Origin of the sequence: Pseudomonas sp. MF4836, from assembly GCF_002018875.1 — a bacterium.
In the GTDB taxonomy this organism is placed as follows: Bacteria; Pseudomonadota; Gammaproteobacteria; order Pseudomonadales; family Pseudomonadaceae; genus Aquipseudomonas.
The window spans coordinates 20,714-40,860 of record NZ_MVOL01000026.1 but is presented as its reverse complement, the minus strand read 5'-3'; the positions used below and the strand labels follow the sequence as shown (position 1 = coordinate 40,860).

Sequence of the window (20,147 nt, the reverse complement as noted above, 5' to 3'; positions counted from 1 at the left end):
ACGACTTGCCAATTCCGGCTTTTTTCGCCCTGCCCCTCGCTCCTAGAGTGCCTGCCACGGCCACGCAATCGCGGGCCGACCCGTCGACAACGAGGAAAGTGCCATGGGCAAGATGATCGAAATCCAAGCCACAGACGGCAGCGGCCGCTTCAGCGCCTACCTGGCGCTGCCAGCCTCGGGCAAAGGCCCCGGGGTGGTGATCGGCCAGGAGATTTTCGGGGTCAACGCCACCATGCGCGGCGTAGCCGATTTGTATGCCGAGGAAGGCTACGTGACCCTGGTGCCCGACCTGTTCTGGCGCCAGCAACCGGGGATCGAGCTGGGCTACACCGAGGCCGATTTCGCCCGTGCCATCGAGTTGTTCCAGGGGCTCGACCTGGAGCTGGCGGTGCAGGATATCGACGCCGGCTTCCAGGCTCTGCGCCAGATGGAGCAGGTCGAGCCCGGCGGGCTGGGCTATGTCGGGCTCTGCATGGGCGGCAAGCTGGCCTACCTCACCGCGACCCACACCGACGTGGCCTGCGCGGTGGGTTACTACGGCATGGGCATCGAGCACCTGCTGGACCAGGCCGAGCAGATCAAGGGCCGCCTGGTGCTGCATTTCGCCGAACAGGACAGCTACTGCGACGCCACCGCGCGGGCGCAGATCCAGACCCGCCTGGGCGGGCGCGAGTCCGTCGAGATCTACACCTACCCCGGGGTCGACCACGCCTTTGCCCGCAGCGGCGGTATGCATTACGACAAGCCGGCCGCACTGATGGCCCACCAACGCAGCATCGCTGCGCTCAAGCGCGAAATCGGCCCGCACTACAACCTGTCTGAGCTGTGGGACAAACACGTCAAATACGAATTTGCCCTGCGCGATGTGCCGGCAACGATGGCCACCATGGTTGCCGAACCCTACGTCAACCACATCCCGACCATGACCGGCGGCGTCGGCCAGCTTGAGCTGAGCCGCTTCTATCAGCATCACTTTGTCCACGGCAACCCGGAGGACATGAAGCTGGTGCCGATCTCGCGCACCGTCGGCTCGTCGCAGATCGTCGACGAATTCATCATGAGTTTTACCCACACCAGCGCCATCGACTGGATGCTGCCCAACGTCGCGCCCACCGGCCGTTACGTGGAAATCCCCATGCTCGGGGTCATCAAGTTTCGCGGCGACAAGCTGTGCCACGAACACATCTACTGGGACCAGGCCAGCGTGCTGGTGCAGATCGGCCTGCTGGACCCCACGGGCTTGCCGGTGGTGGGGGCCGAAGCGGCGAAAAAACTGCTCGACGAGCAATTGCCTTCCAACACCCTGATGCATAGCTGGACCGCCAGCGCCGGGCAGTGAGCCACAGCCGACGCCCGCCCGGCGCCTAGCGGCTGCGGGTGTGGTGCGGCAATTCGCCGAAACGCTGGTGATAGTAATGGGCGAAACGGCCCAGGTGCGCGAAACCGTGGGCCAGGGCAACCTCGGTGATACTCAGGTCGCGCCGCGCCAGCAAGCGTTCGCGGGCAGCCTCCAGGCGCAGGGCGCGCAGACGTTCCATTGGCGTCTGGCGGTAGCAGCGCTGGCACAGGCTGTTGAGGCTGCGCACGCTCATGCCGCCCACCGCCGCCAGCTCGGCCAGGGTCAGGGCTTCACCCAGGCGCTGGCGCATCAGGGTTTCGATCTTCACCAACTGGCGCAAGGCCTGGCGCTGCCCCGCCGATTCCGGGTCCGGCAAGCGCGGCGCCAGGCCCCGGGGCGGATGCGTCAATAAAAACAGGGCCAGACTGTGTTCCAGGTGCTGCACCCAGGGCTCGGGGGAGGCCTGCTCGCCGTGCAGGGCCATCTGGTCCAGCACGTTGCCCACCAGACGCATCCAGACCCGGGTCTGCATCGGGTCCAGGCAATAGGCCGATGGCAGTGGCTGATCCACCCCTCCCGCGTCGAGCACCTGCTGCCGGCCCTGCTCCAGCAGGCTGCGCGGAACCCGCAACATCAATTGCTCGCAGCCGCGCTGCCAGACCAGGCGCGCCGCCTGGCAGCGGGACAGGACCACCACCTGCCCGGCTTCCAGCTCCAAGCTCACACCGTCGCAGTCGACCCGGGCACGGCCATTGAGGAGCATCTGCACCAGCACAAAATCGCTGAACGGGCGCAAGCGCACTTCAACTTCCGCGCCATAACGCAGGGCGAACACCTGGCAACGCCCCAGATAGCGGCGAAACAACGCGGTGTCGACCCCATCGCCGCGCCACAGCAGGTCATGCTCCACCAGCTCCCGGCTCAGCAGTTGATGGCTGTGCAAAGGCGCCTGACTGGTAAATACCGGCGTCTGACACAGGTACGACAGGTCAAGGTCAGGGGATTGGGCGGTACTGGTGAATGCGGCCACGGTTCAGCACACCGCCCTTGTTCGCTGCGCAGCTGGCTGCAAGGTTGCAGTGGTCACCAGGGGCATCCACGGTGATAAGCTGCGCGCCAACTGTGCTATGCCGCAACAAAAGTCTGAAGGAGTGTGATCAGGGCGTTGAGCAGAAGTCATCGAAACGGCCTGCGTTAAATGGGACACGGGTTGAGAGGCACATCCCTATGGCCGATGAGTCTAATCCTTCTCGCCTACAGCGTGTGCTAGTCGTGGGTTTTCTGTTGGTAGGCGATCAAGGAAGCGTCACGCTGGCCTCGGCGCCGGGAGGCTGCAGCTGTCACCGTTCTCCCCCTGACCTGGTGCTATAGAACGTCGAGTCTCAATACCGTCGCTCCCGAGTAAGTGCCAGCTCGAGCATTCCCGGTGTCGGTTGCTTTGATCCGTACCACGTCAGCGCCGGGACCCGTTTCGTCGCTTGGAGTTATCAGGCCTGCGAGATTGCCCGCAAACCACTGGCGTCCAGGTTTCGCCAGGGCTTCCTTCGCAAGCCAACCACAGACAGCAAAGCGAGACGACACGCTTCAATCATCCAACTTACGCCCCATAAAAAGTCAGGGAATTTCAAGTGTAATCACACCACTGCCACTAAAGTCGCCACTTCTGACGGCACCCGAAGAGCTCAACACACTGGACACCGTTATATATTTTATTACCGGCCCTACCTTATTCACTCTGACATTCCCACCCGTCACGCCATTTAAAACAATCGTTGATTTCAGGCCGCTATTACTGCCTAGCGCTATGACGCCATTATCGGGAATTTTCAACACCACATCCGACTCCCGACTGCACTCCATCCCTATTTCTGAAGACGCGGTATGCCCGTTTACTTTTACTGTACTAAGCGACCCATGTTCCAATGTAACAGGCCCGTAAATTTTACACGAAGCAGGTATCAACGGAGGGGGCGACACCGGGCCTGCAAACCGCCACGCCGAACTTGGACCGCTCATGCACGCTATTTCCACAATCGTATTCGGCGAAGGCGCGTCGATTAAGATAGCCCCGGTCAACATCATTCTAAATCGGCGAATAGCTTCAGCGGCTGTCGGGCAGTAAACCGGCAAGGTCCCCCATGCTGCGCCACTACAGGCGGTGAACTCTCCTGGTTGATATCCCTGCCGGCACTCGACACTTCCCGCCGGTGAAGTAAAAGAAAAATAGACACCCAGCACCTGTGGCCGGGTATTACTCAGCTCCCCAGCCGATATATTAATGTTTGCCACATAATACAACTTAGAACTGGCATTGTAGGCAACCATTATAGAGGCCCCCTGACTTAGCGCCGGCATAAAAAACGTTATTAATCCACTTATAAAACTGCATACAAGCAGCGTTTTAAGGCGTTTAAAAACAGTACCAGGCACCCGGTCTGCTGACGCATTGATTCCCATTAAACACCCTTGTCAAAATAGTTAATCACTGAAAAGTTTCGATCATGTTCCGGCCTGCCCCTGTACCTAAATGGTCTTCGCGATCCGCTACACCAACGTGTTCTCGGCAACCGCCAGTCAACAGCCGCCTTATTCATATTCCAGGCTGAAAGTTGCAATGGCGCTGAACGGCCCGTGCTGGATATTGTGCTTGGCGATGGCTTGCGGTTCTCCCTGCACATACGCCAACACAGTCAGGGTGTTATTGCCGTTGACCAAGCGGATGCCTTCTCCGCTGGTGTTCAGCGGCAGTTTCCGACCGGCCTGGGTCTCCATGCCGATAGCGATGCCACTGGCCTGGCTGTTGCCCTCTATCGCCAGCAACCCTTCAAGATGTGGATTCTCAACACCGCTGAAGGTCATCTTCACCGTCTTGCTCAGGCTCGGGTCGCAGGCCATCAGGCGGATGTCAAACGCCTGGCCCCGGGTGCGTTGGTTGGCATACAGGTATTTGTCGATCACCGTGCCAAAGTTCAGTTGCACGTTCTCGTCCCCGGGTACGATCACGCAGGGCTCCGCCACCAGGGCGCCGTGCAGCCGAACGTTTTCAGCCTGCGCCGTCAGGCTATGCGCCAGCATCAACGCCAGCGGTATGGCTGATAGGCGCATTTTTCTCGTGCTCATGGGTATCCCACCCTGAGGGTCGCGGTAGCCTCGAACGGCCCTTCGTTCAGCACTGCCCCCAATCGCTTTACCGGCACCGCCGACAGGACGGGCGGGCTGCCCCGCGTAATAGGAATAGGTTTGTTCAGTTCAAACGGCTGACCGTTCTGCTTGATCTGGATCGCCAGATCCTTAACGTCGCTGACCACCGCCGCCGAGTCGTAATCGGCTTGAATACCGACGACTTCCAAAGTCATGTCCTGGGTACTCGCATTAGGATCGCAGGTAATGCGGTAACTCATCGGCTGCCAGTAGTTCACGCCGTCCACCTTGTTCACGCCGATCCGGTTGCCAAAATCGACATCCACCTGGCCGCCGTCGTTGATGGTGCACGCCGCAGGTTCTATCAGCGTGCCGAACAGTGTCATGTTCTGCGCCGCCTGCCCCTGCGCACTGATTGCGCCACCGGCCAGCATCAGCAGCAGCCCGGCATAACCTTTCATCGCGCTGATCCTGCTCACCGGTATTCGACCTTCATGGTCGCTGCGGCGGAGAAGACACCGGTGGCCAGGGTGGCGCCGGGGCGCTTGACCGGCACTGCTTCAAGTGATGGCCAATCCGGATAGGTAAAATCTACCCAGCTGTCGATGGGCAGTTGCTTTCCGTTCGCACGTATTTCAATGCCAAAATCGGTGATTTGGGTCAGCAGCACCTTGCCGTCAAACACCGCACCATTGCCCTCGATCCGCATCCTCATCGAGCTGGGGGCGCCCAGCGGACAGCTCACAGAGTATTGCACCCGCCTCTTTTTATAGTCGCCGCCCACCCGGGTCGTGAGTACGTCGTTGCCAAAGTCGACCTCAATCAAATTGTTGTCGTTGATCTCGCACGGCGCTGCCGTGACGGTGACCTTAACGGTAATGGTGCTGCTCGTGGCTGCCAATGCCGACGGGACCATGACCATGCTCAGCAATGCCAGGCATACGGCACATAACACCTGCTGTGTTTTATGTGGCTTTTTTATGGCCAGGCCGCTCTTTTCATTCATCGTCAAACCACGATACCCGTTCTCAATTCTGCGTGATGGGTTTGGCCTTGCAGTCGACTGCACCACAGGTGAACTGCAGCTGCGGGCGACCGCCGTAGTCATTGATGTAGGTCAGCACCGGCGCTGCGCCTAGCACCGACACACCCAGGTTCAGCGTCTCTTTGCCGTAAGGGGCCACCATCACCGGGTCAAAACCCTGAGCACCTTCAGAACCGGGCTTGTTACCAGCATCGACTATCGTCACGTAATACGGCGTCGGGTTATTCACCTGGTATTTATCGCCCTGCCTGATCAGGGTCAGTTGTTCCTGCCAAGGCACCATCCCGGGTCTAACGCCCAGCGCCTTTGGCCGATAGTACAATTTGATCCGCGTCTGCAGCGCCAACTGCAAGGTGTTGGGCTTTTCGCTCTTTGGCGGGATTTCACGCAAGTTGAAATAGAACAACGTCTCGCGGTCCTGTACTAATAAATTGGCAGCCGGGAGGGCCTGCACCTTGATCTGGCTTTTTGCCCCAGGCTCTAGGCGCTGCAAGGGCGGTAGAACCGTCAGTGGGCTGTTGATCTTGTTGCCCTGCGCATCCTCCAGCCAGCCTTGCGCCAGGTAAGGCAGGGTCTTGTTTTCGTTGCTGATACTGAGGCTGATGGACTTCTCGCCACCGTCGAACACGGCCCGGGTACGGTCCAGTGCCACGGCCGCCTGCACCTGTTGCATGTTCAGCACACTTGATAGCAGTGCGCCAACCACGGGGAAAAGAGGATTACGTTGCCTGTTCATCGTTGTTACTCACTGTCTGCATGTTTGAAACATCAAAAGTGCGCCGCTCAATAAAACGGCGCATGGGCCTGCCACGGGCTGAAAGGTGTGTGTGGTGCGCAGTCAACCCTGCGCCTTTTGCGGCGAATGACTGTCGGAAAACTCCCCGCACGGCAACACTAACTCGGCCATGTCTGCCTGGGAGACCTGCTTGGGCATCAGCAGCGCACACTGCGCCTGGCCATTCCAATGCACAGTCATTGGCCTACCCGGGTGGATACCGCTGAGGTAGACGTTGCCATCGTCACCGACTATGCCGACATCTTGTCCCTTGTCGTTGGTCACCGTGGCCCCAAAAGGTGCGGTTGAACCATCGGCCAACTGGATCACCACCATTGCCTTCTCACCGGACACCACCTCGAACCGCCGATAGCCAATAGCCCCTTCGGTCAACGTGGCCTGGATCACCGAGTGCGCCACCTCGGCGTTCTCCGGCAACTTGTTCACGTCAATACTCACCTGGTTGCGGTGATAACTGTTGACGTCGGTGACCACGGCTTTACCGAATCGGTTGGTGCGGGTGACGGCGCCATACCCCGAGATGGGGATACCCACCGCGTCGTCGGTGTCCACCAGAATTCGAGTGCCGCCAATCATGCTTGAACGGTGCATGGCCGCGCCCTCCAGGGTAGCCGTCGCCCCACCCTGTAACGACATGCCAACCGAGGTGTAGCGCCCCTCTTGATAGCTGGTATTAGCATTGACCTGGGCCAGATCCCCCTCATGGGAGTAGAAACCGCTGGCCGTCGCGCCGGTGCTGTTCTGGCCGCCATTGAGCTGGTAACTGTCGCCATTTTCGAGACGGTCGTAGTAACCCACCTGATGACTGTTTGCATCGCGATCATAGCTACCGCTGTAACTGATATAACCCCCACCACCCCCCAGCGGCACTGAGAGCGAGAGATACATGCCGTCATCATCGATACCGTTGTATTTATTCCGGTACGCCGTCACCGACAGGCTTAGATTCCTGAACTGGCCGACGCTCATGCTTTTGGCCAGGCTGAAGGTGTAGCGATCGCTGGCCCTAGTGTTCCAGTAGGTCTGGTGGTCGTAGTTGAGGTAGGTACTCAGCCCACTGTCACTGAAGTACTGCCTAAAACTGACGCTGTACAACTCCTTGCTGTTTTCATTGCGCGTGCCAAAATTGCGGGCACTCATGTAATCACTCATCGACATGTAGTCTTTCTCCGAGAAGCGGTACCCGGAGAAGGTCACCTGGGAGTCGTACTTGTCGAAGTTCTTCGAATAGCGCAGCCGGTAAGAGGCCCCGCTTAACGTGTCATCCTGCCATTGCGGCAATCGGGTGCGGGACTGGGTAACGTCAAATGACAACGCGCCAAAGATCATCAGGTCGCGACCCACGCCCAGCGCCAGGGCCTTGTAATCCCCGCCTTCCACGCCGCCGCCATACAGCGACCACCCATTGCTCACACCCCAGGAAGCCTCGCCCGTGACGAACATCGGACCTTCGGCGCCGTGGTTGAAATCCGAGGGACGGCCGCTGCTGACCTTGTAACGCAACGATCCGGGCCGGGTCAGGTAGGGAACGCTGGCGGTCTCTACAGTGAATGACTGCTGAGTGCCGTCCTGCTCTTCCACCCGCACATCCAGTTGCCCGGAAACCGCGTCGTTAATGTCCTGAATGCGAAACGGCCCCGAGGCGACCTGGGCTTCATAAATCACCCGCCCCTGCTGGCTGATCACCACCTTGGCGTTAGTTCGCGCCACGCCGGCCACCTCCGGGGCATAACCACGCAGATTAGGCGGCAGCATGTTGTCATCGGTGATCAGGCTCGCGCCAGTAAAGCGAAAGCTGTCAAAAATGTCGGAATACAGGAAATTCTCGCCCAGCGAAAACCGCGCCCCAAGGGTCGGAATAGCCCGGTAAGCGTAGTAACGGCTCCAATCCCAACTATTGCCCGGGCCCTGGCCATTGCGGCGACGATCCAGCCGCGTCTGCCAGTCGGCACGCAGCCGCCAGGCGCCCATATTGGCGCCCACCGTGCCGTTGCCGCTCAAGTTGTAGGAAGTGCCACCGTCCTGCTCCTGGTATTGGCTTTGACCGTTCAAGTAATAGTCGACCAACACCCCCGAGATACCTTCGTCCCAACGCGACGGCGGATCCCAAGTGTCGACGGTGTACTCCAGATAGGCCTGCGGCATGTTCACCATCAGGCTCGAACTGCTCAACTCAGCATGCGCCGTCGCACCCGGCAGGCTATCCAGCGCCAGGCACTGCCCTTGATGCCACCAGGTCAGTGTTTTGCTGATGTCCGGTTTCAACGCAACCTGCTCGACCAGCGTCGGGCTCAGACACGCCACACTGTCGCGGGCATCCTGCTCGGAGGGATAGAACGTCACAGACTGTTCAGGCATTTCCTGCCTGTTGATACGTACTCGCATGGTGTACTCGCCCGGCATGATGTAAGCGCCGCGGGAAAATTGGCCTAAATCAATATTGGCGCGATCCTTAACATCCAGCACATCAAGATTAAACTGCACTTCTTGCGCGTGGGCCTGACACCAAGTACCCGAAATTGCACAGACTAAAGAAATACCCAGTAAGCGCGGACGAAAAGATATTCGTATCCCGCTTGTCGCCTTCACGCTTGATTAGTCCATTCCATTTTTATCCATACCACAGAGGATTTCAGCCACTTACCAGATATCGACTTCACTCGGCCACCCTGTACGGCACAACACAAGGCGTGAATAAACACACTGGCGGCATGCTCTATTAATTACTGACCCAGCGCAGGCAGTGGGGAATGCGTCGATCTCTTGGGGAAATCCCTGCAGTGGGTAAAGTTGGCTTGAAACAGCAGCTTTGTGCGACAGGTAAAACACACCTGCATAAACCGATTATGCCAATCAGCTCTGGCGCGCCCATCGCCACCTATTTTCGACTTCACCACCTACTACAAGCCATGCATATTGAACACTGTGCATGTGGGATAGACCCACATGCACCGCTCAGGGTGTCAAAACCAAATTAGATGTAGGTCAACATAAAGTTGACCACACTGCTGAACTCACCCGGCGTGATGCTCTCGATGTCTCCACCGTTACCTTTCAAGTAAGCACTGAAGGCCAGAGTGGCCTCGGTCGCGCCGACACTGATCAGTTGCCCGGCAGTGGCGGTGCCCAGCACGATCGGGGTACCGCTACCATCAGTGAGCACAATGCCTGCACCCGCAGCGTCACCGGTAATACCCAGCATGCCGGCAGTGCCCGCCGAACCGTTGAAGGTCGTCTTGACCGTTTTAACGGTGGTCATGGTGCATTTTTCGAGACGGACTTCAAAAGGTTGCGGAATTGAGTTACCGCCGTCTGCCAGAGTCAGGTTAGACACGGCGCCCAACGGGACCGTTTGATCAATGGAGTCCGGATCAATAGAGCAAGGCGCTTCAATGATAGAACCGGTAAACCGGACTATGCCTTTGCCTTGGTCAGCAGCCTGCACACCAGAAACAGCACCAAGTGCCAATGCGACAACCATGGCAAGTTTATTAAGTTTCATCTGATTTTTCCCTTCAATGCCGATTTATCCAAAGTTCGCGACCATGCATCTATATCCAAATAGATGCTGTATCCCAATAAAAAAGGGAACACAGTAGCAAGCGTCCATCGCTCAGATATTGCTATACGCTGAGCTTGAAAAAGAATAAAAGTCTGAAGGGCAGAAGTAAGTAGGACGTTTCCGAACGTAGGCAAAGCGCTACGGCCCCACCTGGGGGGCAGACAGAATGGGCTGAAGTATTCAAACGGTTCCGTGAAGCAAGAATTGGCTCCGTCTTATCACCGACGGATGGAGCGTACGACCCCCATGGCCTGGGGGTGGCGGTAGGTCCATCACCGGCGCTGCGATCCAGCGGTGCGTACCCCAAGGCCGCCCAATGGGTGAGCAGGGTATGTATGGCACAAGGTCATTAGCCGCCAAGCGCCATACAGTGCCCTTCACTGCAACGGCGAAAACGCCGCCGGCAGATACAGCGTGGAATGCATGTCGCGCAATTGCGGGCCGGAGTTTTCCGGCGGCCAGACCCCGTCGCGCACCGCGCGGCTGCGCACTTCCAGGCGTTGTTCGAGGCTGGCGTAGGGCCAGATGTGCAGGTAGCGCGGGGTGCGGCCGTCGGTGGCGTAAAAGGCGGCGTACACCGCTGAATAGCCCTCGCCGGTGCGCGGACCGATGGCCTGGCGCCAGCCATCCAGGGTCGGTGTCAGGCCGGTGGGCACCAGGTCATATACCCGAAACTCGTAGAACGGCCCGTGGGCGCCGGCCGGCAACGGTTCCAGGAACGGAAACAGGCTGTAGTTCTCGACCCGCATATCCGTGAGCCAGGGCGCTACGCCAAAGGCGTCGGCCGTGTGCAAATAGCGTTCGCGCTCGGCCTGGCGTGCGCGCTCGTCGACAAACCCGCGCAGCACCGCGATCTGGTTCAGCGGGCCGATCTCCGAGGCCCAGCAGCCCATCAATTGCACGCCCTCGGCGCATTCGCCCAGGCGCCCCTGCAACTGCTCCATGGCAGGGCCGACGGTGCGCACGCGCAGGGTAAACGTGATCAGTTCATACAGCTTCATGACAACCTCTAGCGGCGTCCGAGGGCCTGCGCCAGCACCCGCGAACCTGGGTAAAGGCCGGCGCAGACAGGCCGCGCCGACCGGATAAAACGGGTTTCAGGGGCCCTCCAGGGCACCGTTGAAACGCGGTGCCAGGCCCATCAGTTCCAGGCGCTGGGTGAAGGTGGCGAGGCGTTCGAGCTTGTAGGCATCGAGGTCGACCTCGCGATAATCGTAAAAACCCTGGCCTTCGCGCAGGCCGTTGCGCCCCTGGGCCATGTGCTCGGCGATCACCTTGGGCGGCAGGAAACGCGGGTCGATGGCGCCGGCCAGGTAATGGGAGGCGTAGTACAGGATGTCGCCGCCGCCCCAGTCGATGAACTCCAGCAGGCCGAGTACCGAGAAGCGCAGGCCGAAGCCGACGCGAATCGCCGTGTCGATGTCTTCAGCGCTGGCCACGCCCTCCTCGACCATGCGCGCCGCCTCATTCATGGCCAGGGCCTGGATCCGCGGCACGATGTAGCCGGCGGCCGGCGCGCATTGCACCGCCACCTTGCCGATGCGCTTGAGCAGGCTCATCAGGCGCTCGACCACGGCCGGGCTGGTGGCCGGGCTGCGGCTGACTTCCACCAGCGGCATCAGCAGTGCCGGGTTCAGCCAGTGGGCATTGACGAAACGCTCGGGGTGGCTGACCAGCGCCGCCAACTCGGTCACCAGGAAGGTCGAGGTGGTGGAGGCAATGATGCTGTCGCTGCCGCAGACAGCGCTGAGCCAGGCAAAGGTCGCAGCCTTGACCTCCAGCACCTCGGGCACCGCTTCCAGCACCAGGGGCGTGGCTTCAAGATCCGCCGCACTGTGCTCGCGGTCGCACAGCCGCAGGCGGCCCATGGCCTGTTCGGCCTGGTGCGCCTGCAACACCTCCAGGCGCACCAGGCTGGCCAACTCGCTGCGCAGGTGGCAGATCACCTCGGCAAAATAGCTGGCTTGCTGCGCCGCACTGCGGGGCTTGATATCGATCAGGGTCACCTCCAGCCCGGCGTGGACAAAGGCCAGGGCGATGCCCTCGCCCATGCGCCCGGCGCCGACCACGCAGATCCGCGCGCCGTTCACGAGGCCAGGTCCTGCACCAGGCCCTGGCTCAGCAAGCGGGTCATCTGCTCGCGGCTCAGGTGCGCCAGCCCGAGGTTTTCCAGGGTCCGGCCCTGGGCATACAGGTCGATGCCGCTGACCACCGTGGCCAGGCTCAGCAGGCCCTGGGCCACCGGGGTCGGGACCTGCGCCCAGCGCCCGACCGAAACCAGGAACGACAAGCCCAGGCGCGTGTCTTCGAGCATGTAGCGGTGGGTCTGCAGATCGATGTCTTCGCGCCAGTCGCCGCTGTCGGTCAGCTTGCCGTGGGCGCCACGCCCGTACATCCATTCCTCGCCGTCGCTGGCGTAGTGATCGGCCAGGGGAAAGTGCGGCGCGCCGTAGCCCAGGGCTTCGCGGATGGCCATGCGTTCGGCGTCGAGGGCGCTGGTCACGCGCCGGATCGACGGCACCGTGCCTTCGTTGTGGATATCCCAGGCCGGGAAATGCTCCAGGGGCCCGGCGTTCATCAGGATCAGCGGCGGATGGATGATCGGACCGGCATTCATCAGGGCCCCGCTCAAGGCATCCTCGATCGGCTCGACACTGGGATAGGCCTCGCGCAGCACGGCAAACGCTGCGTCGCTCAAGCGGCTGGGAAAGACCCCGGTCGGCAGGCGCGTGGCGTAGCCGCTGATCACCAGGCGCTCGGCGCCATGCTTGCGTGCCAGGTAGGGCAAGGTGCCGGTTTCGGCAAAGGCGACCTCGGCGTGGCTGCCGGCCGTGGCCATGGCCTGGGCAAACACCAGGCTGCCGAACGTGCCGGGCGGCAGGAACACCACCTGGCCCTGTTGCAGCAGGGGCGCCAGCTCATCGGCCAGGGCCGGGTGCGAGGTCGAGGGCAAGGCAATCACCAGCAGTTGCGCGTGGTCCACGGCAGCGGCCAGATCGCTGCACAGCTGCAGGCAATCCCCCGGCTGGCCCACGCTCAACTGCCGCTCGCCGCGATAGTCACAGACCTGCAGATGGCCGATGCGCTGCAACTGTTCCAGGGCCTGCGCATCGCGCCGCCAGAGCCGCACCTGATGGCCTTTTTCCGCCAGTTCCACTGCCGCCGCGTAACAACCGTGGCCACCGCCGATCACACTGATATTCATAAGCACGCTCCTGTAAAAAGAGCCTTGATCCTAGCGGCCACGCCCCACCGCGACTGCGCGAAACGCGCAAGCACTGTGCCGATTCTGCAAGCCAATGCGCACCTAGGCACCCTGGCCGGGACGGCGGAACAAGGCCTCGCGGTCCAGGTGTTCCAGGTGGCTGCACCCCATCAGATTGAGGGTCAGGCGCAGCTCGTCACCGAGCAGGTCCAGGGCCCGTCCGACGCCGGCTTCACCGGCCACCGCCACGCCGTACAGGGTCGAGCGCCCGAGCAGCACCGCGTCCGCCCCGAGGGCCACGGCCTTGGCAATATCACTGCCGCGACGGATGCCGCCATCGAGCAGCAGGCACAGCTTGCCGGCCGCCACCGGGGCAATCGCCGCCAGTGCCTCCAGGCTGCTCATGGCGCCGTCCAGCTGGCGCCCGCCATGGTTCGACACCACCACCCCATCCAGGCCCAGGGCGATGGCACGCTCGGCATCGGCCGGGTGCAGCACGCCCTTGAGCAGCAGGCGCTCGCCCCACTGATCGCGCAGGCGCTGGAGCATCTCCCAGTCGAGCAAGGTGTCCATCTGCCGGCCGATAAATGCCATCGAGCCCAGGGCATTGCGCTCGCCCTCGGGCAGATAGGGATTGAGGTTGCCCATGCCCGGCAGGCCGTGGGGCCACATCACCTGCTTCAGCCAGCGCGGGTGGCGCAGCACGTCGAACTTGTTGCGCCAGGCCAGTTGCCGTGGCCGGGCAAAATTGCGCCGGTCCCATTCACGGTTGCCCAGGACCATGGCGTCGCAGGTCAGCAACAACGTCCGGCTGCCGCAGGCCTTGGCCCGGCGCAACAGGTCCGCCTGGACCTTGGGCTCGCCCATGGCATACAGCTGGAACCACAGCTCGACGCCGGGCACCGCGGCGACGATCTGCTCCATGGAGTTGTTCGACGCCGTGCTCAGGCTGAACGGCAGGCCGCGCGCGGTAGCGGCACGCGCCAGGTGGATATCGGCGTCGCGGTGCAGCAGGCCGTTGTAGCCGGTGGGGCCGATCAGCATCGGCAGTGGCAGGCTGCGCCCCAGCACATTGCGCCGGGTCGCCGGCGGGTGGCACGGCACCAGCGCCCGGGCGTGCAAACCATAGGCACTGAACGCCGCCTGATTGTCACCCAGGGTCAGCTCGGCCTCGGCGCCACCGCTGAGGTATTCCCAGGCGAAATGCGGCAGGCGCCGCCGGGCCAGTTCGGCCAGCTCGGCAATACTGTGGACCCGACTCAAGTCGGTGCCGGTATAGAAACGGCGCATAGGCACTCCGTAGACGCGCGAAAAAAAGACCCGGAGGAGCAATCCGGGCAAGAGGGAAGCGGATAAAAACGCCGCCCGATGCGCAGGCGGCGAGACGCGGTGTTTTAGAACTTCCAGGTGTAGGTGGTGATCAGGCGGTTCTCCTGATAATCCGGGCCCGCGGCCCGACCACTGCCATAGCGGGTCTTGACGTCGATGCGCCGCCATTCGAAGCCCAGGTCCTTGAGGGTGCCGCTCTGCACCACGTAGCCGAGGACGATGTTGCGTTCGCTCTCGACGTTCTGGTCCAGGGCGTTGCTGCCACGGTCGACCCCGGTGCCACGGATGTAACGGGTCATCAGCTTCAGGCCGGGCACGCCCATGGCGGCGAAGTTGTAGTCGTAGCGCAGTTGCCAGGAACTCTCGTTGGGCTTGACGAAGGCCACGGTCGACCAGTTCACCAGATACGGCTGCGGCGCATAGCCGTTGAGGGTGGGAAAGGTCGACTCGCCGAGCATGCGCTGGTAACCGATGCCGAAGGCATGGCCGCCTTTTTTCAGGGTGGTCATCAGCCCGTAGGAGCGGTTGTCGATCTCGCCGTACAAGGCCTTGCCGTCTTCCTTGTTATTGAAGTAACGCAAGTCGGTCTTCAACCCATAACCCGCGCCCAGGTCATGGTTGTACATCAACCCCAGGTAGTGCTGTTGATAGATATCTTCCAACTGCCCATAGAAGTAAGTAGCCGATAAGTTGGGACTGAAGGCATAGGTACCGCCCCCGAAGTTGAGGCCATCACTGCGCCGCTGCATATCCGGGCCGTTAAACAGGTACATCTTTTCCCGATTGGAAGATTCCCGCGAACTGATCTCGGTAAAGCGCCCGCCGGTCAGGGTCAAGTTGTCGATTTCCTTGGATTCGATCTGCACCCCGTGATAGGTGGTGATCAACTGCCGCGAATCATCGATATACGCCACCGGCAAGGTCGGTCGCAGTTCGCCGATCTTGAGTTCGGTCTTGTTGTAACGCACTTTGCCGGTCAGCGCCGCGCGCCCGTAATCGCGAACCTGCTCTCCCTTGCTGTCGTCGTAGGGGATGATGCTGTCGGGGCCGCGACCGCCACCGCCGTCCAGGCGATAGGCGTATTGCGCCGACAGATCAAGGCCAAACTGCAGCGTGCCCTCGGTATAGCCGGAGATGGCGCGAAAATCGAAACCCTGGGTCCAACTGCCGATCCGCGACTTGGGCGCATCCGATTGCTTGAAGTCACGGTCGATGTAGAAGTTGCGAGTTCCCAGGCTGATCTGTCGATCATCGACAAAATCGGCCTGCGCAACCAATGGCGTGAAGATCCCCATCACAGCCGTGGTGCAAAGGCCACGGTTAACCCAGCTCTTCTGAAACATGGAACTTTCCTTTCTTTTTATGGCATGCACAAAGGCACGACGAGTGGAAGCAGATCAAATGAGCAAAAGAGTAACTTTGGCAGTCAACCTGCAATATTGTTTTTATAACCACTAGAAATGAAAGCAGCTGCAAGTTGCCAGCCTCAACCTTCGAGCTGAAAGAGGCAAACTTACAACATGACACTCACTACTTTCACGCAGCTTATAGAGCCTGCTTATTGTTCTTGTTTCTTGTTTCTTACTTATTGCTTCCAACTTGCAGCTTGTAGCTGGCAGCTCAAATCTGCCTCTGCCCTATTTCGTGATAAGCACGGTTGAAATAGACCAGGCCCTGCTGTCCTTCGCTGTTGCGAATCCCCAGGACCTCGCAATAGAAAATCGTGTGCGACCCCACTTCATGGGCCTGGGCGATGCGGCAGTCGAAGCTCACCAGCGCTTCGTCCAGCAGCGGTGCGCCGCTTTCCAGGGTGGTCCAGCGGGCGCTGGAAAAACGCTGTTCGGCGTCCAGGTCGCGGTTGGCGAACACCCCGGACACGTCGCGCAGTTCAGGGGTCAGGACGTTGACGCTGAGCACGCCATTGCTCTTGAAGTGCACATTGGAAAACGACGAGCGATTCATGCACACCAGCAGCGTCGGCGGCTGATCGGTAACGCTGCACACTGCCGAAGCGGTGAAGCCGAAACGACCGGCGGGACCGTCGGTGGCGATGATGGACACCGCGCCGCCGAGCATCGCCATTGAGTTACGAAATCCAGTTGTATCGACCATGGTATTAACCTCCGGTGTATCAGATATCCAGCACCAGCTTCTTGGACTTGGCCCGCGAGCAACACACCAGAATCTGGTCGTTGGCCTGTTTTTCTTCATCTGTGAGGTAGACGTCGCGGTGGTCCGGCTCGCCTTCCAGGACGTCGCACAAGCACGTGCCGCAGACCCCCTGTTCACAGGAGATCTCGACTTTTATCCCGACCGCGCCCAGGGCCTCGACGATGCTCTGGCCCTCGGCCACCTGCACCGTCTTGCCGCTGCGCGCGGCGTGCACTTCAAAGCCCGCACCCGAGGCATCGACGTCGATCTGGAAGTACTCGCGGTGCACATGGTCGTCGGCGTAACCCTGGGCGATGGCCTGGGCGATCACCCAGTCCATGAAGCCCGCCGGGCCGCAGACATACACGTGCACACCGGCTTGCGGGCTGCCCAGGACCTTGGCCAGGTCGAGCTTTTGCGCATCCGCTTCGTCATCGAAGTGGGTGTGCAGGCGCGGGGCGAAGGCGGCGTTGCCCAGCTCCTCGAGAAAGGCGCTGCGGCTGCGGGAACGTGCGCAGTAGTGCAGTTCGAAATCGCTGTCGCGGGCATTCAGGGCATAGGCCATGGCCACCATCGGGGTGATGCCGATGCCGCCGCCGATCAGGATCGAACGCCGCGCATCCGGTGCCAGGGGGAAGTGGTTGCGCGGCGCGCTGATCTCGATTTCACGGCCTTCAAGCAACAGCTCGTGGACCGCCAGCGATCCGCCGCGCGAGGCCGGGTCCTTGAGCACGCCCAGGCGATAGGCCAGGGGCTGGGCCGGGTCGCCGCACAGCGAGTACTGGCGCACCAGCCCCGGCTTCAAGTGGACATCCACATGGGCCCCGGCCTCGAACGCCGGCAACGGCTGCCCCAGTGGGTCGGCCAGATCCAGCACGACGACGCCGTCGCCCTGCTCTTCGCGCTTGCGCACGACGACTTTCAATACTTGATCGCTCATACAGGATCATCCAGATTTCGTGGTAACGGGCCGCGCCATGGCGGCCCTGCGTGTGGGTTCGCGACCCCGATCGGGGTCAGCGCATAAAGAGCCCGCCGTTGACATCCCAGGTTGCGCCGGTGGTGAAGAAGGCCTCTTCGCTGGCCAGTTGCACCACCACGCGGCCGATAAAGTCGGCACTGCCCAGGCGCTGCACCGGAATCCCCTTGATCAGGGTTTCCAGGCGCTCGGGCGGCACCGCCGCACGCACCGCCGGCGACTCGATCGGCCCCGGGGCAATGGCATTGACCGTGACCCCGGACGCCGCCAGCTCCTTGGCGAAGATCTTGGTCAGGGTGATGATCGCGCCCTTGGAGGCGGCGTAATGCGCGCCGGTGGCGGTGCCGCCGTTCTGCCCGGCCAGGGACGCCATGTTGATGATGCGCCCGTAGCCCTGGCTGGCCAGGTAGCCGCCCAGCACCTGGCAACCGACGAAAGTCCCGCGCTGGTTGACGCTGGTCACCCGGTCGAACTCCTCCGGGCTGATCTGCATCAGCGGCGTGGTCATGGTCATCGCGGCGTTGTTGACCACCACGTGCAGCACGCCCCAGGTGCGCAGCACCGCCGCCAGCGCCGCCTCGAAATCGGCCTTGCTGGCCACGTCCAGTTGCAACGCCAGGACCCGCTCGCCGCTGGCGTTGAGCTCCCGGGCGGTGGCCTGGGCCGCGGCCAGCGAAAGGTCGCTGAGCACCACCCGGTACCCTGCCGCCAACAGCTGTTCGGCGATGCTTGCACCCAGCCCGCTGGCGGCGCCGGTGACCAATGCTACCTGTGTCATGCCTGGCTCCTCAGAGGATGTAGCCGATACCGGCGAGGGTGTCGGTGGAGTTGATCAACTGGATCAGCTTGCGCTGGATCTTGAAGCTGTCGCCGCTGCGCACCAGCTGGAAAGTGACATCGGCGGTGTACTGCTTGAGCACGTCCTTGCGGAACTCGCGCAGGTTCTGCGCGCAGCGCACGGTGACCACCCCGCCCTCGTCGGCCAGCAGGCGAAAGCGCGACTGGCTGCGCACAGTACGCGCCCGTGGCGTGGTCGAGATCGACTCGCCACTGGTCAGGCGGGTGACCCGCAGCTGGCGCATATGGTGGTTGTCATAGGCGTAGTTCAGGGTGTTCTCGAAATCGGTTTCCAGCGGGTCGATGGGGATGATGTAGGTCGCATCCTCGGTCCACAGGTCGAGCCAATCGACGAAATCGCCATGGTCGAGCATGTCCGCTTCCTGCCAGATGAAGGCAGTGACTTGGTTGAGCAATTGCAGATTGATCATGGGGTTCTCCGTCGACTCAGGCCGACATCATCTTTTTCCACTGCTGGTAACCAGCGCGCATTCCGGTCTCGGCACTGACGTCGCTGACCAGGCCATCGGCGCTCGGGGTTTCGCCCGGCAGGCCACGGTTGAGCATGATCCACAGGTCGGTGCCGGCACTGGCGCCACGCTGTACCCGCTCCCAGGCCTCGGAGTCGTCCGGGGTGCCAAAGCCCATCGGGCCCTGGAAGTGTTCGTGCAGGCGCAGGCGGTAGCGGTTGGCCACGGCCGGGCCGCCGTCCATGGTGATCACTGCGTGATGGATCTCGGTTTCATCCACCGCGATCGGTTGCAGCACGCGGAAGAACGCCATCGAGCAGGCGATGTTGGGGAACAGATTGAGGTTGAACCCGGAGCCACCGACCGCCCGCACGATGCGGCGCACGGCCTCCTCGTCCTGGCCTTCGGCGCGCAATTGCTCGGCCAGTTCCTGGAAGCGTTCCGGGATCGGCAGGTCGAGGTTGGCTTCCAGGTCCACCAGATCGGGGATCATCACCATCACGCTGTGGCCGTTGCCCAGGTCTTCGACATAGCCCGGGCCTTCGACGAAATCGAACAGTTCCAGGGTCTGTTCATCCACCGAGGACAGGAACGACTTGTGCACCAGCGGGAAGTGGTAGGCATCGGTGGTGTTTTCGAGCTGGATCTTCCAGTTGCCCGGGAAGCGGAAACGGTGTTCGCCGCCGACTTTGACCGGGTAGCCGGCGCCCTGCTTCATGAACAGATCGATCCACTTTTTGGCCGGGCCGAGGAAGTCCGACAGCGGTTCGATGTCGTCCTTGAAGGTGGCGAAGATCATGCCGTTGTACTGCTCGACCCGCAGGCTCACCAGGGGCAGCTCGCTTTTGTCCAGGCAATCGCCATAGCTCTCGGGGTGCGGCACGCCGCGCAGGCTGCCGTCCAGGGCGTAGCTCCAGCCGTGGTACGGGCAGACGAAGCTGTTGGTCTTGCCCTTTTTGTGCTCGCAGACCGTGGCCCCACGGTGGCGGCAGCGGTTGAGCAGGACGTGCACATCCTTCTTGCGGTCGCGCACCACGATCACCGGCTGCTTGCCGACGTAGGTGCTCTTGTAGCTGCCGGAGTCGGGAATCTCGCTGGCGTGGGCGACCCAGATCCAGGTGCTGTAGAAAATCTTGTCCAGTTCCTGGTCGAAGATCCGGCCATCGGTGTAGAGCGAGGTGTGCACGCGGTCGTGCAGCACCAGGTCGGCCGGGCTGGATTCCAGGGTTACGGTGTTTATCAGGTTATTCACGATCACTCCTTGTCGGCGTGTGGCGCCGACTCTAAGAATTC

19 protein-coding genes are annotated in these 20,147 nt (G+C 61.4%); 1 reads left to right on the top strand and 18 read right to left on the bottom strand.

Annotated elements, in window-relative coordinates; genetic code table 11:
- The first annotated feature begins 103 nt into the window (after positions 1–103).
- Positions 104–1,339, top strand: coding sequence for a dienelactone hydrolase family protein (locus MF4836_RS33615; protein WP_078474003.1), 1,236 nt, complete (start codon positions 104–106; stop codon positions 1,337–1,339).
- A gap of 25 nt (positions 1,340–1,364) precedes the next feature.
- Here the strand turns inward: MF4836_RS33615 and MF4836_RS33610 are convergent, their stop codons facing one another.
- The 18 genes from MF4836_RS33610 to MF4836_RS33530 form a co-directional block, all read right to left on the bottom strand.
- A complete protein-coding gene (locus MF4836_RS33610; protein ID WP_078474002.1) occupies positions 1,365–2,369 on the bottom strand; it encodes an AraC family transcriptional regulator in 1,005 nt (334 codons plus the stop codon).
- A 584-nt stretch (positions 2,370–2,953) separates the two neighbouring features.
- Positions 2,954–3,664 carry an MrpH family fimbial adhesin gene (locus tag MF4836_RS35280; protein ID WP_153050297.1) on the bottom strand — a complete coding sequence of 237 codons (711 nt, stop codon included), beginning with the start codon at positions 3,662–3,664 and terminating at the stop codon, positions 2,954–2,956.
- A gap of 261 nt (positions 3,665–3,925) precedes the next feature.
- Positions 3,926–4,459: a fimbrial protein gene (locus MF4836_RS33605; RefSeq protein WP_078474001.1), complete on the bottom strand. Its 534-nt coding sequence runs from the start codon at positions 4,457–4,459 to the stop codon at positions 3,926–3,928.
- Positions 4,456–4,941, bottom strand: coding sequence for a fimbrial protein (locus tag MF4836_RS33600; protein WP_078474000.1), 486 nt, complete (start codon positions 4,939–4,941; stop codon positions 4,456–4,458). The genes MF4836_RS33605 and MF4836_RS33600 overlap by 4 nt, the downstream gene beginning before the upstream one ends.
- Positions 4,942–4,955: 14 nt before the next feature.
- Positions 4,956–5,486, bottom strand: coding sequence for a fimbrial protein (locus MF4836_RS33595; RefSeq protein WP_238596252.1), 531 nt, complete (start codon positions 5,484–5,486; stop codon positions 4,956–4,958).
- Positions 5,487–5,508: 22 nt separating this feature from the next.
- Positions 5,509–6,261 (bottom strand): fimbria/pilus periplasmic chaperone, encoded by a 753-nt coding sequence (locus tag MF4836_RS33590; protein WP_078473999.1) that lies wholly within the window; start codon positions 6,259–6,261, stop codon positions 5,509–5,511.
- Positions 6,262–6,363: 102 nt separating this feature from the next.
- A complete protein-coding gene (locus tag MF4836_RS33585) occupies positions 6,364–8,910 on the bottom strand; it encodes an outer membrane usher protein (protein WP_102047972.1) in 2,547 nt (848 codons plus the stop codon).
- 385 nt (positions 8,911–9,295) lie between these two features.
- Positions 9,296–9,823 (bottom strand): fimbrial protein, encoded by a 528-nt coding sequence (locus tag MF4836_RS33580; RefSeq protein ID WP_078473998.1) that lies wholly within the window; start codon positions 9,821–9,823, stop codon positions 9,296–9,298.
- 437 nt (positions 9,824–10,260) lie between these two features.
- Positions 10,261–10,884, bottom strand: a complete 624-nt coding sequence (locus MF4836_RS33575) for an NIPSNAP family protein (protein ID WP_078473997.1) — start codon at positions 10,882–10,884, stop codon at positions 10,261–10,263.
- Positions 10,885–10,980: 96 nt separating this feature from the next.
- Positions 10,981–11,973 carry a 3-hydroxybutyryl-CoA dehydrogenase gene (locus MF4836_RS33570; protein WP_078473996.1) on the bottom strand — a complete coding sequence of 331 codons (993 nt, stop codon included), beginning with the start codon at positions 11,971–11,973 and terminating at the stop codon, positions 10,981–10,983.
- Positions 11,970–13,088 carry an NAD/NADP-dependent octopine/nopaline dehydrogenase family protein gene (locus MF4836_RS33565; protein WP_078473995.1) on the bottom strand — a complete coding sequence of 373 codons (1,119 nt, stop codon included), beginning with the start codon at positions 13,086–13,088 and terminating at the stop codon, positions 11,970–11,972. The genes MF4836_RS33570 and MF4836_RS33565 overlap by 4 nt, the downstream gene beginning before the upstream one ends.
- Before the next feature lie 102 nt (positions 13,089–13,190).
- Entirely contained in the window at positions 13,191–14,378 is a 1,188-nt protein-coding gene (locus tag MF4836_RS33560) for an alpha-hydroxy acid oxidase (RefSeq protein ID WP_078473994.1), read from the bottom strand.
- A 104-nt stretch (positions 14,379–14,482) separates the two neighbouring features.
- Positions 14,483–15,760: an OprD family porin gene (locus MF4836_RS33555; RefSeq protein WP_078473993.1), complete on the bottom strand. Its 1,278-nt coding sequence runs from the start codon at positions 15,758–15,760 to the stop codon at positions 14,483–14,485.
- Positions 15,761–16,037: 277 nt separating this feature from the next.
- Positions 16,038–16,529 (bottom strand): flavin reductase, encoded by a 492-nt coding sequence (locus MF4836_RS33550; protein ID WP_078473992.1) that lies wholly within the window; start codon positions 16,527–16,529, stop codon positions 16,038–16,040.
- Positions 16,530–16,548: 19 nt separating this feature from the next.
- Positions 16,549–17,508: a PDR/VanB family oxidoreductase gene (locus tag MF4836_RS33545; RefSeq protein ID WP_078473991.1), complete on the bottom strand. Its 960-nt coding sequence runs from the start codon at positions 17,506–17,508 to the stop codon at positions 16,549–16,551.
- Positions 17,509–17,584: 76 nt separating this feature from the next.
- Positions 17,585–18,325 carry an SDR family NAD(P)-dependent oxidoreductase gene (locus MF4836_RS33540; protein WP_078473990.1) on the bottom strand — a complete coding sequence of 247 codons (741 nt, stop codon included), beginning with the start codon at positions 18,323–18,325 and terminating at the stop codon, positions 17,585–17,587.
- A 10-nt stretch (positions 18,326–18,335) separates the two neighbouring features.
- A complete protein-coding gene (locus tag MF4836_RS33535; RefSeq protein WP_078474010.1) occupies positions 18,336–18,812 on the bottom strand; it encodes an aromatic-ring-hydroxylating dioxygenase subunit beta in 477 nt (158 codons plus the stop codon).
- A gap of 19 nt (positions 18,813–18,831) precedes the next feature.
- The gene (locus MF4836_RS33530; protein WP_078473989.1) at positions 18,832–20,106 is read right to left on the bottom strand and encodes an aromatic ring-hydroxylating oxygenase subunit alpha; all 1,275 of its coding nucleotides are present in this window, start codon (positions 20,104–20,106) and stop codon (positions 18,832–18,834) included.
- Positions 20,107–20,147 lie beyond the last annotated feature (41 nt).

Excerpts from the sequence above, each read along its gene's own strand:
- MF4836_RS35280 (WP_153050297.1), bottom strand. The coding sequence starts at position 3,664 with ATGGTTGCCTACAATGCCAGTTCTAAGTTGTATTATGTGGCAAACATT.
- MF4836_RS33555 (WP_078473993.1), bottom strand. The coding sequence starts at position 15,760 with ATGTTTCAGAAGAGCTGGGTTAACCGTGGCCTTTGCACCACGGCTGTG.
- MF4836_RS33575 (WP_078473997.1), bottom strand. The coding sequence starts at position 10,884 with ATGAAGCTGTATGAACTGATCACGTTTACCCTGCGCGTGCGCACCGTC.
- MF4836_RS33565 (WP_078473995.1), bottom strand. The coding sequence starts at position 13,088 with ATGAATATCAGTGTGATCGGCGGTGGCCACGGTTGTTACGCGGCGGCA.
- MF4836_RS33605 (WP_078474001.1), bottom strand. The coding sequence starts at position 4,459 with ATGAGCACGAGAAAAATGCGCCTATCAGCCATACCGCTGGCGTTGATG.
- MF4836_RS33550 (WP_078473992.1), bottom strand. The coding sequence starts at position 16,529 with ATGGTCGATACAACTGGATTTCGTAACTCAATGGCGATGCTCGGCGGC.
- MF4836_RS33595 (WP_238596252.1), bottom strand. The coding sequence starts at position 5,486 with ATGAATGAAAAGAGCGGCCTGGCCATAAAAAAGCCACATAAAACACAG.
- MF4836_RS33590 (WP_078473999.1), bottom strand. The coding sequence starts at position 6,261 with ATGAACAGGCAACGTAATCCTCTTTTCCCCGTGGTTGGCGCACTGCTA.
- MF4836_RS33615 (WP_078474003.1), top strand. The coding sequence starts at position 104 with ATGGGCAAGATGATCGAAATCCAAGCCACAGACGGCAGCGGCCGCTTC.
- MF4836_RS33540 (WP_078473990.1), bottom strand. The coding sequence starts at position 18,325 with ATGACACAGGTAGCATTGGTCACCGGCGCCGCCAGCGGGCTGGGTGCA.
- MF4836_RS33580 (WP_078473998.1), bottom strand. The coding sequence starts at position 9,823 with ATGAAACTTAATAAACTTGCCATGGTTGTCGCATTGGCACTTGGTGCT.
- MF4836_RS33560 (WP_078473994.1), bottom strand. The coding sequence starts at position 14,378 with ATGCGCCGTTTCTATACCGGCACCGACTTGAGTCGGGTCCACAGTATT.
- MF4836_RS33600 (WP_078474000.1), bottom strand. The coding sequence starts at position 4,941 with ATGAAAGGTTATGCCGGGCTGCTGCTGATGCTGGCCGGTGGCGCAATC.
- MF4836_RS33545 (WP_078473991.1), bottom strand. The coding sequence starts at position 17,508 with ATGAGCGATCAAGTATTGAAAGTCGTCGTGCGCAAGCGCGAAGAGCAG.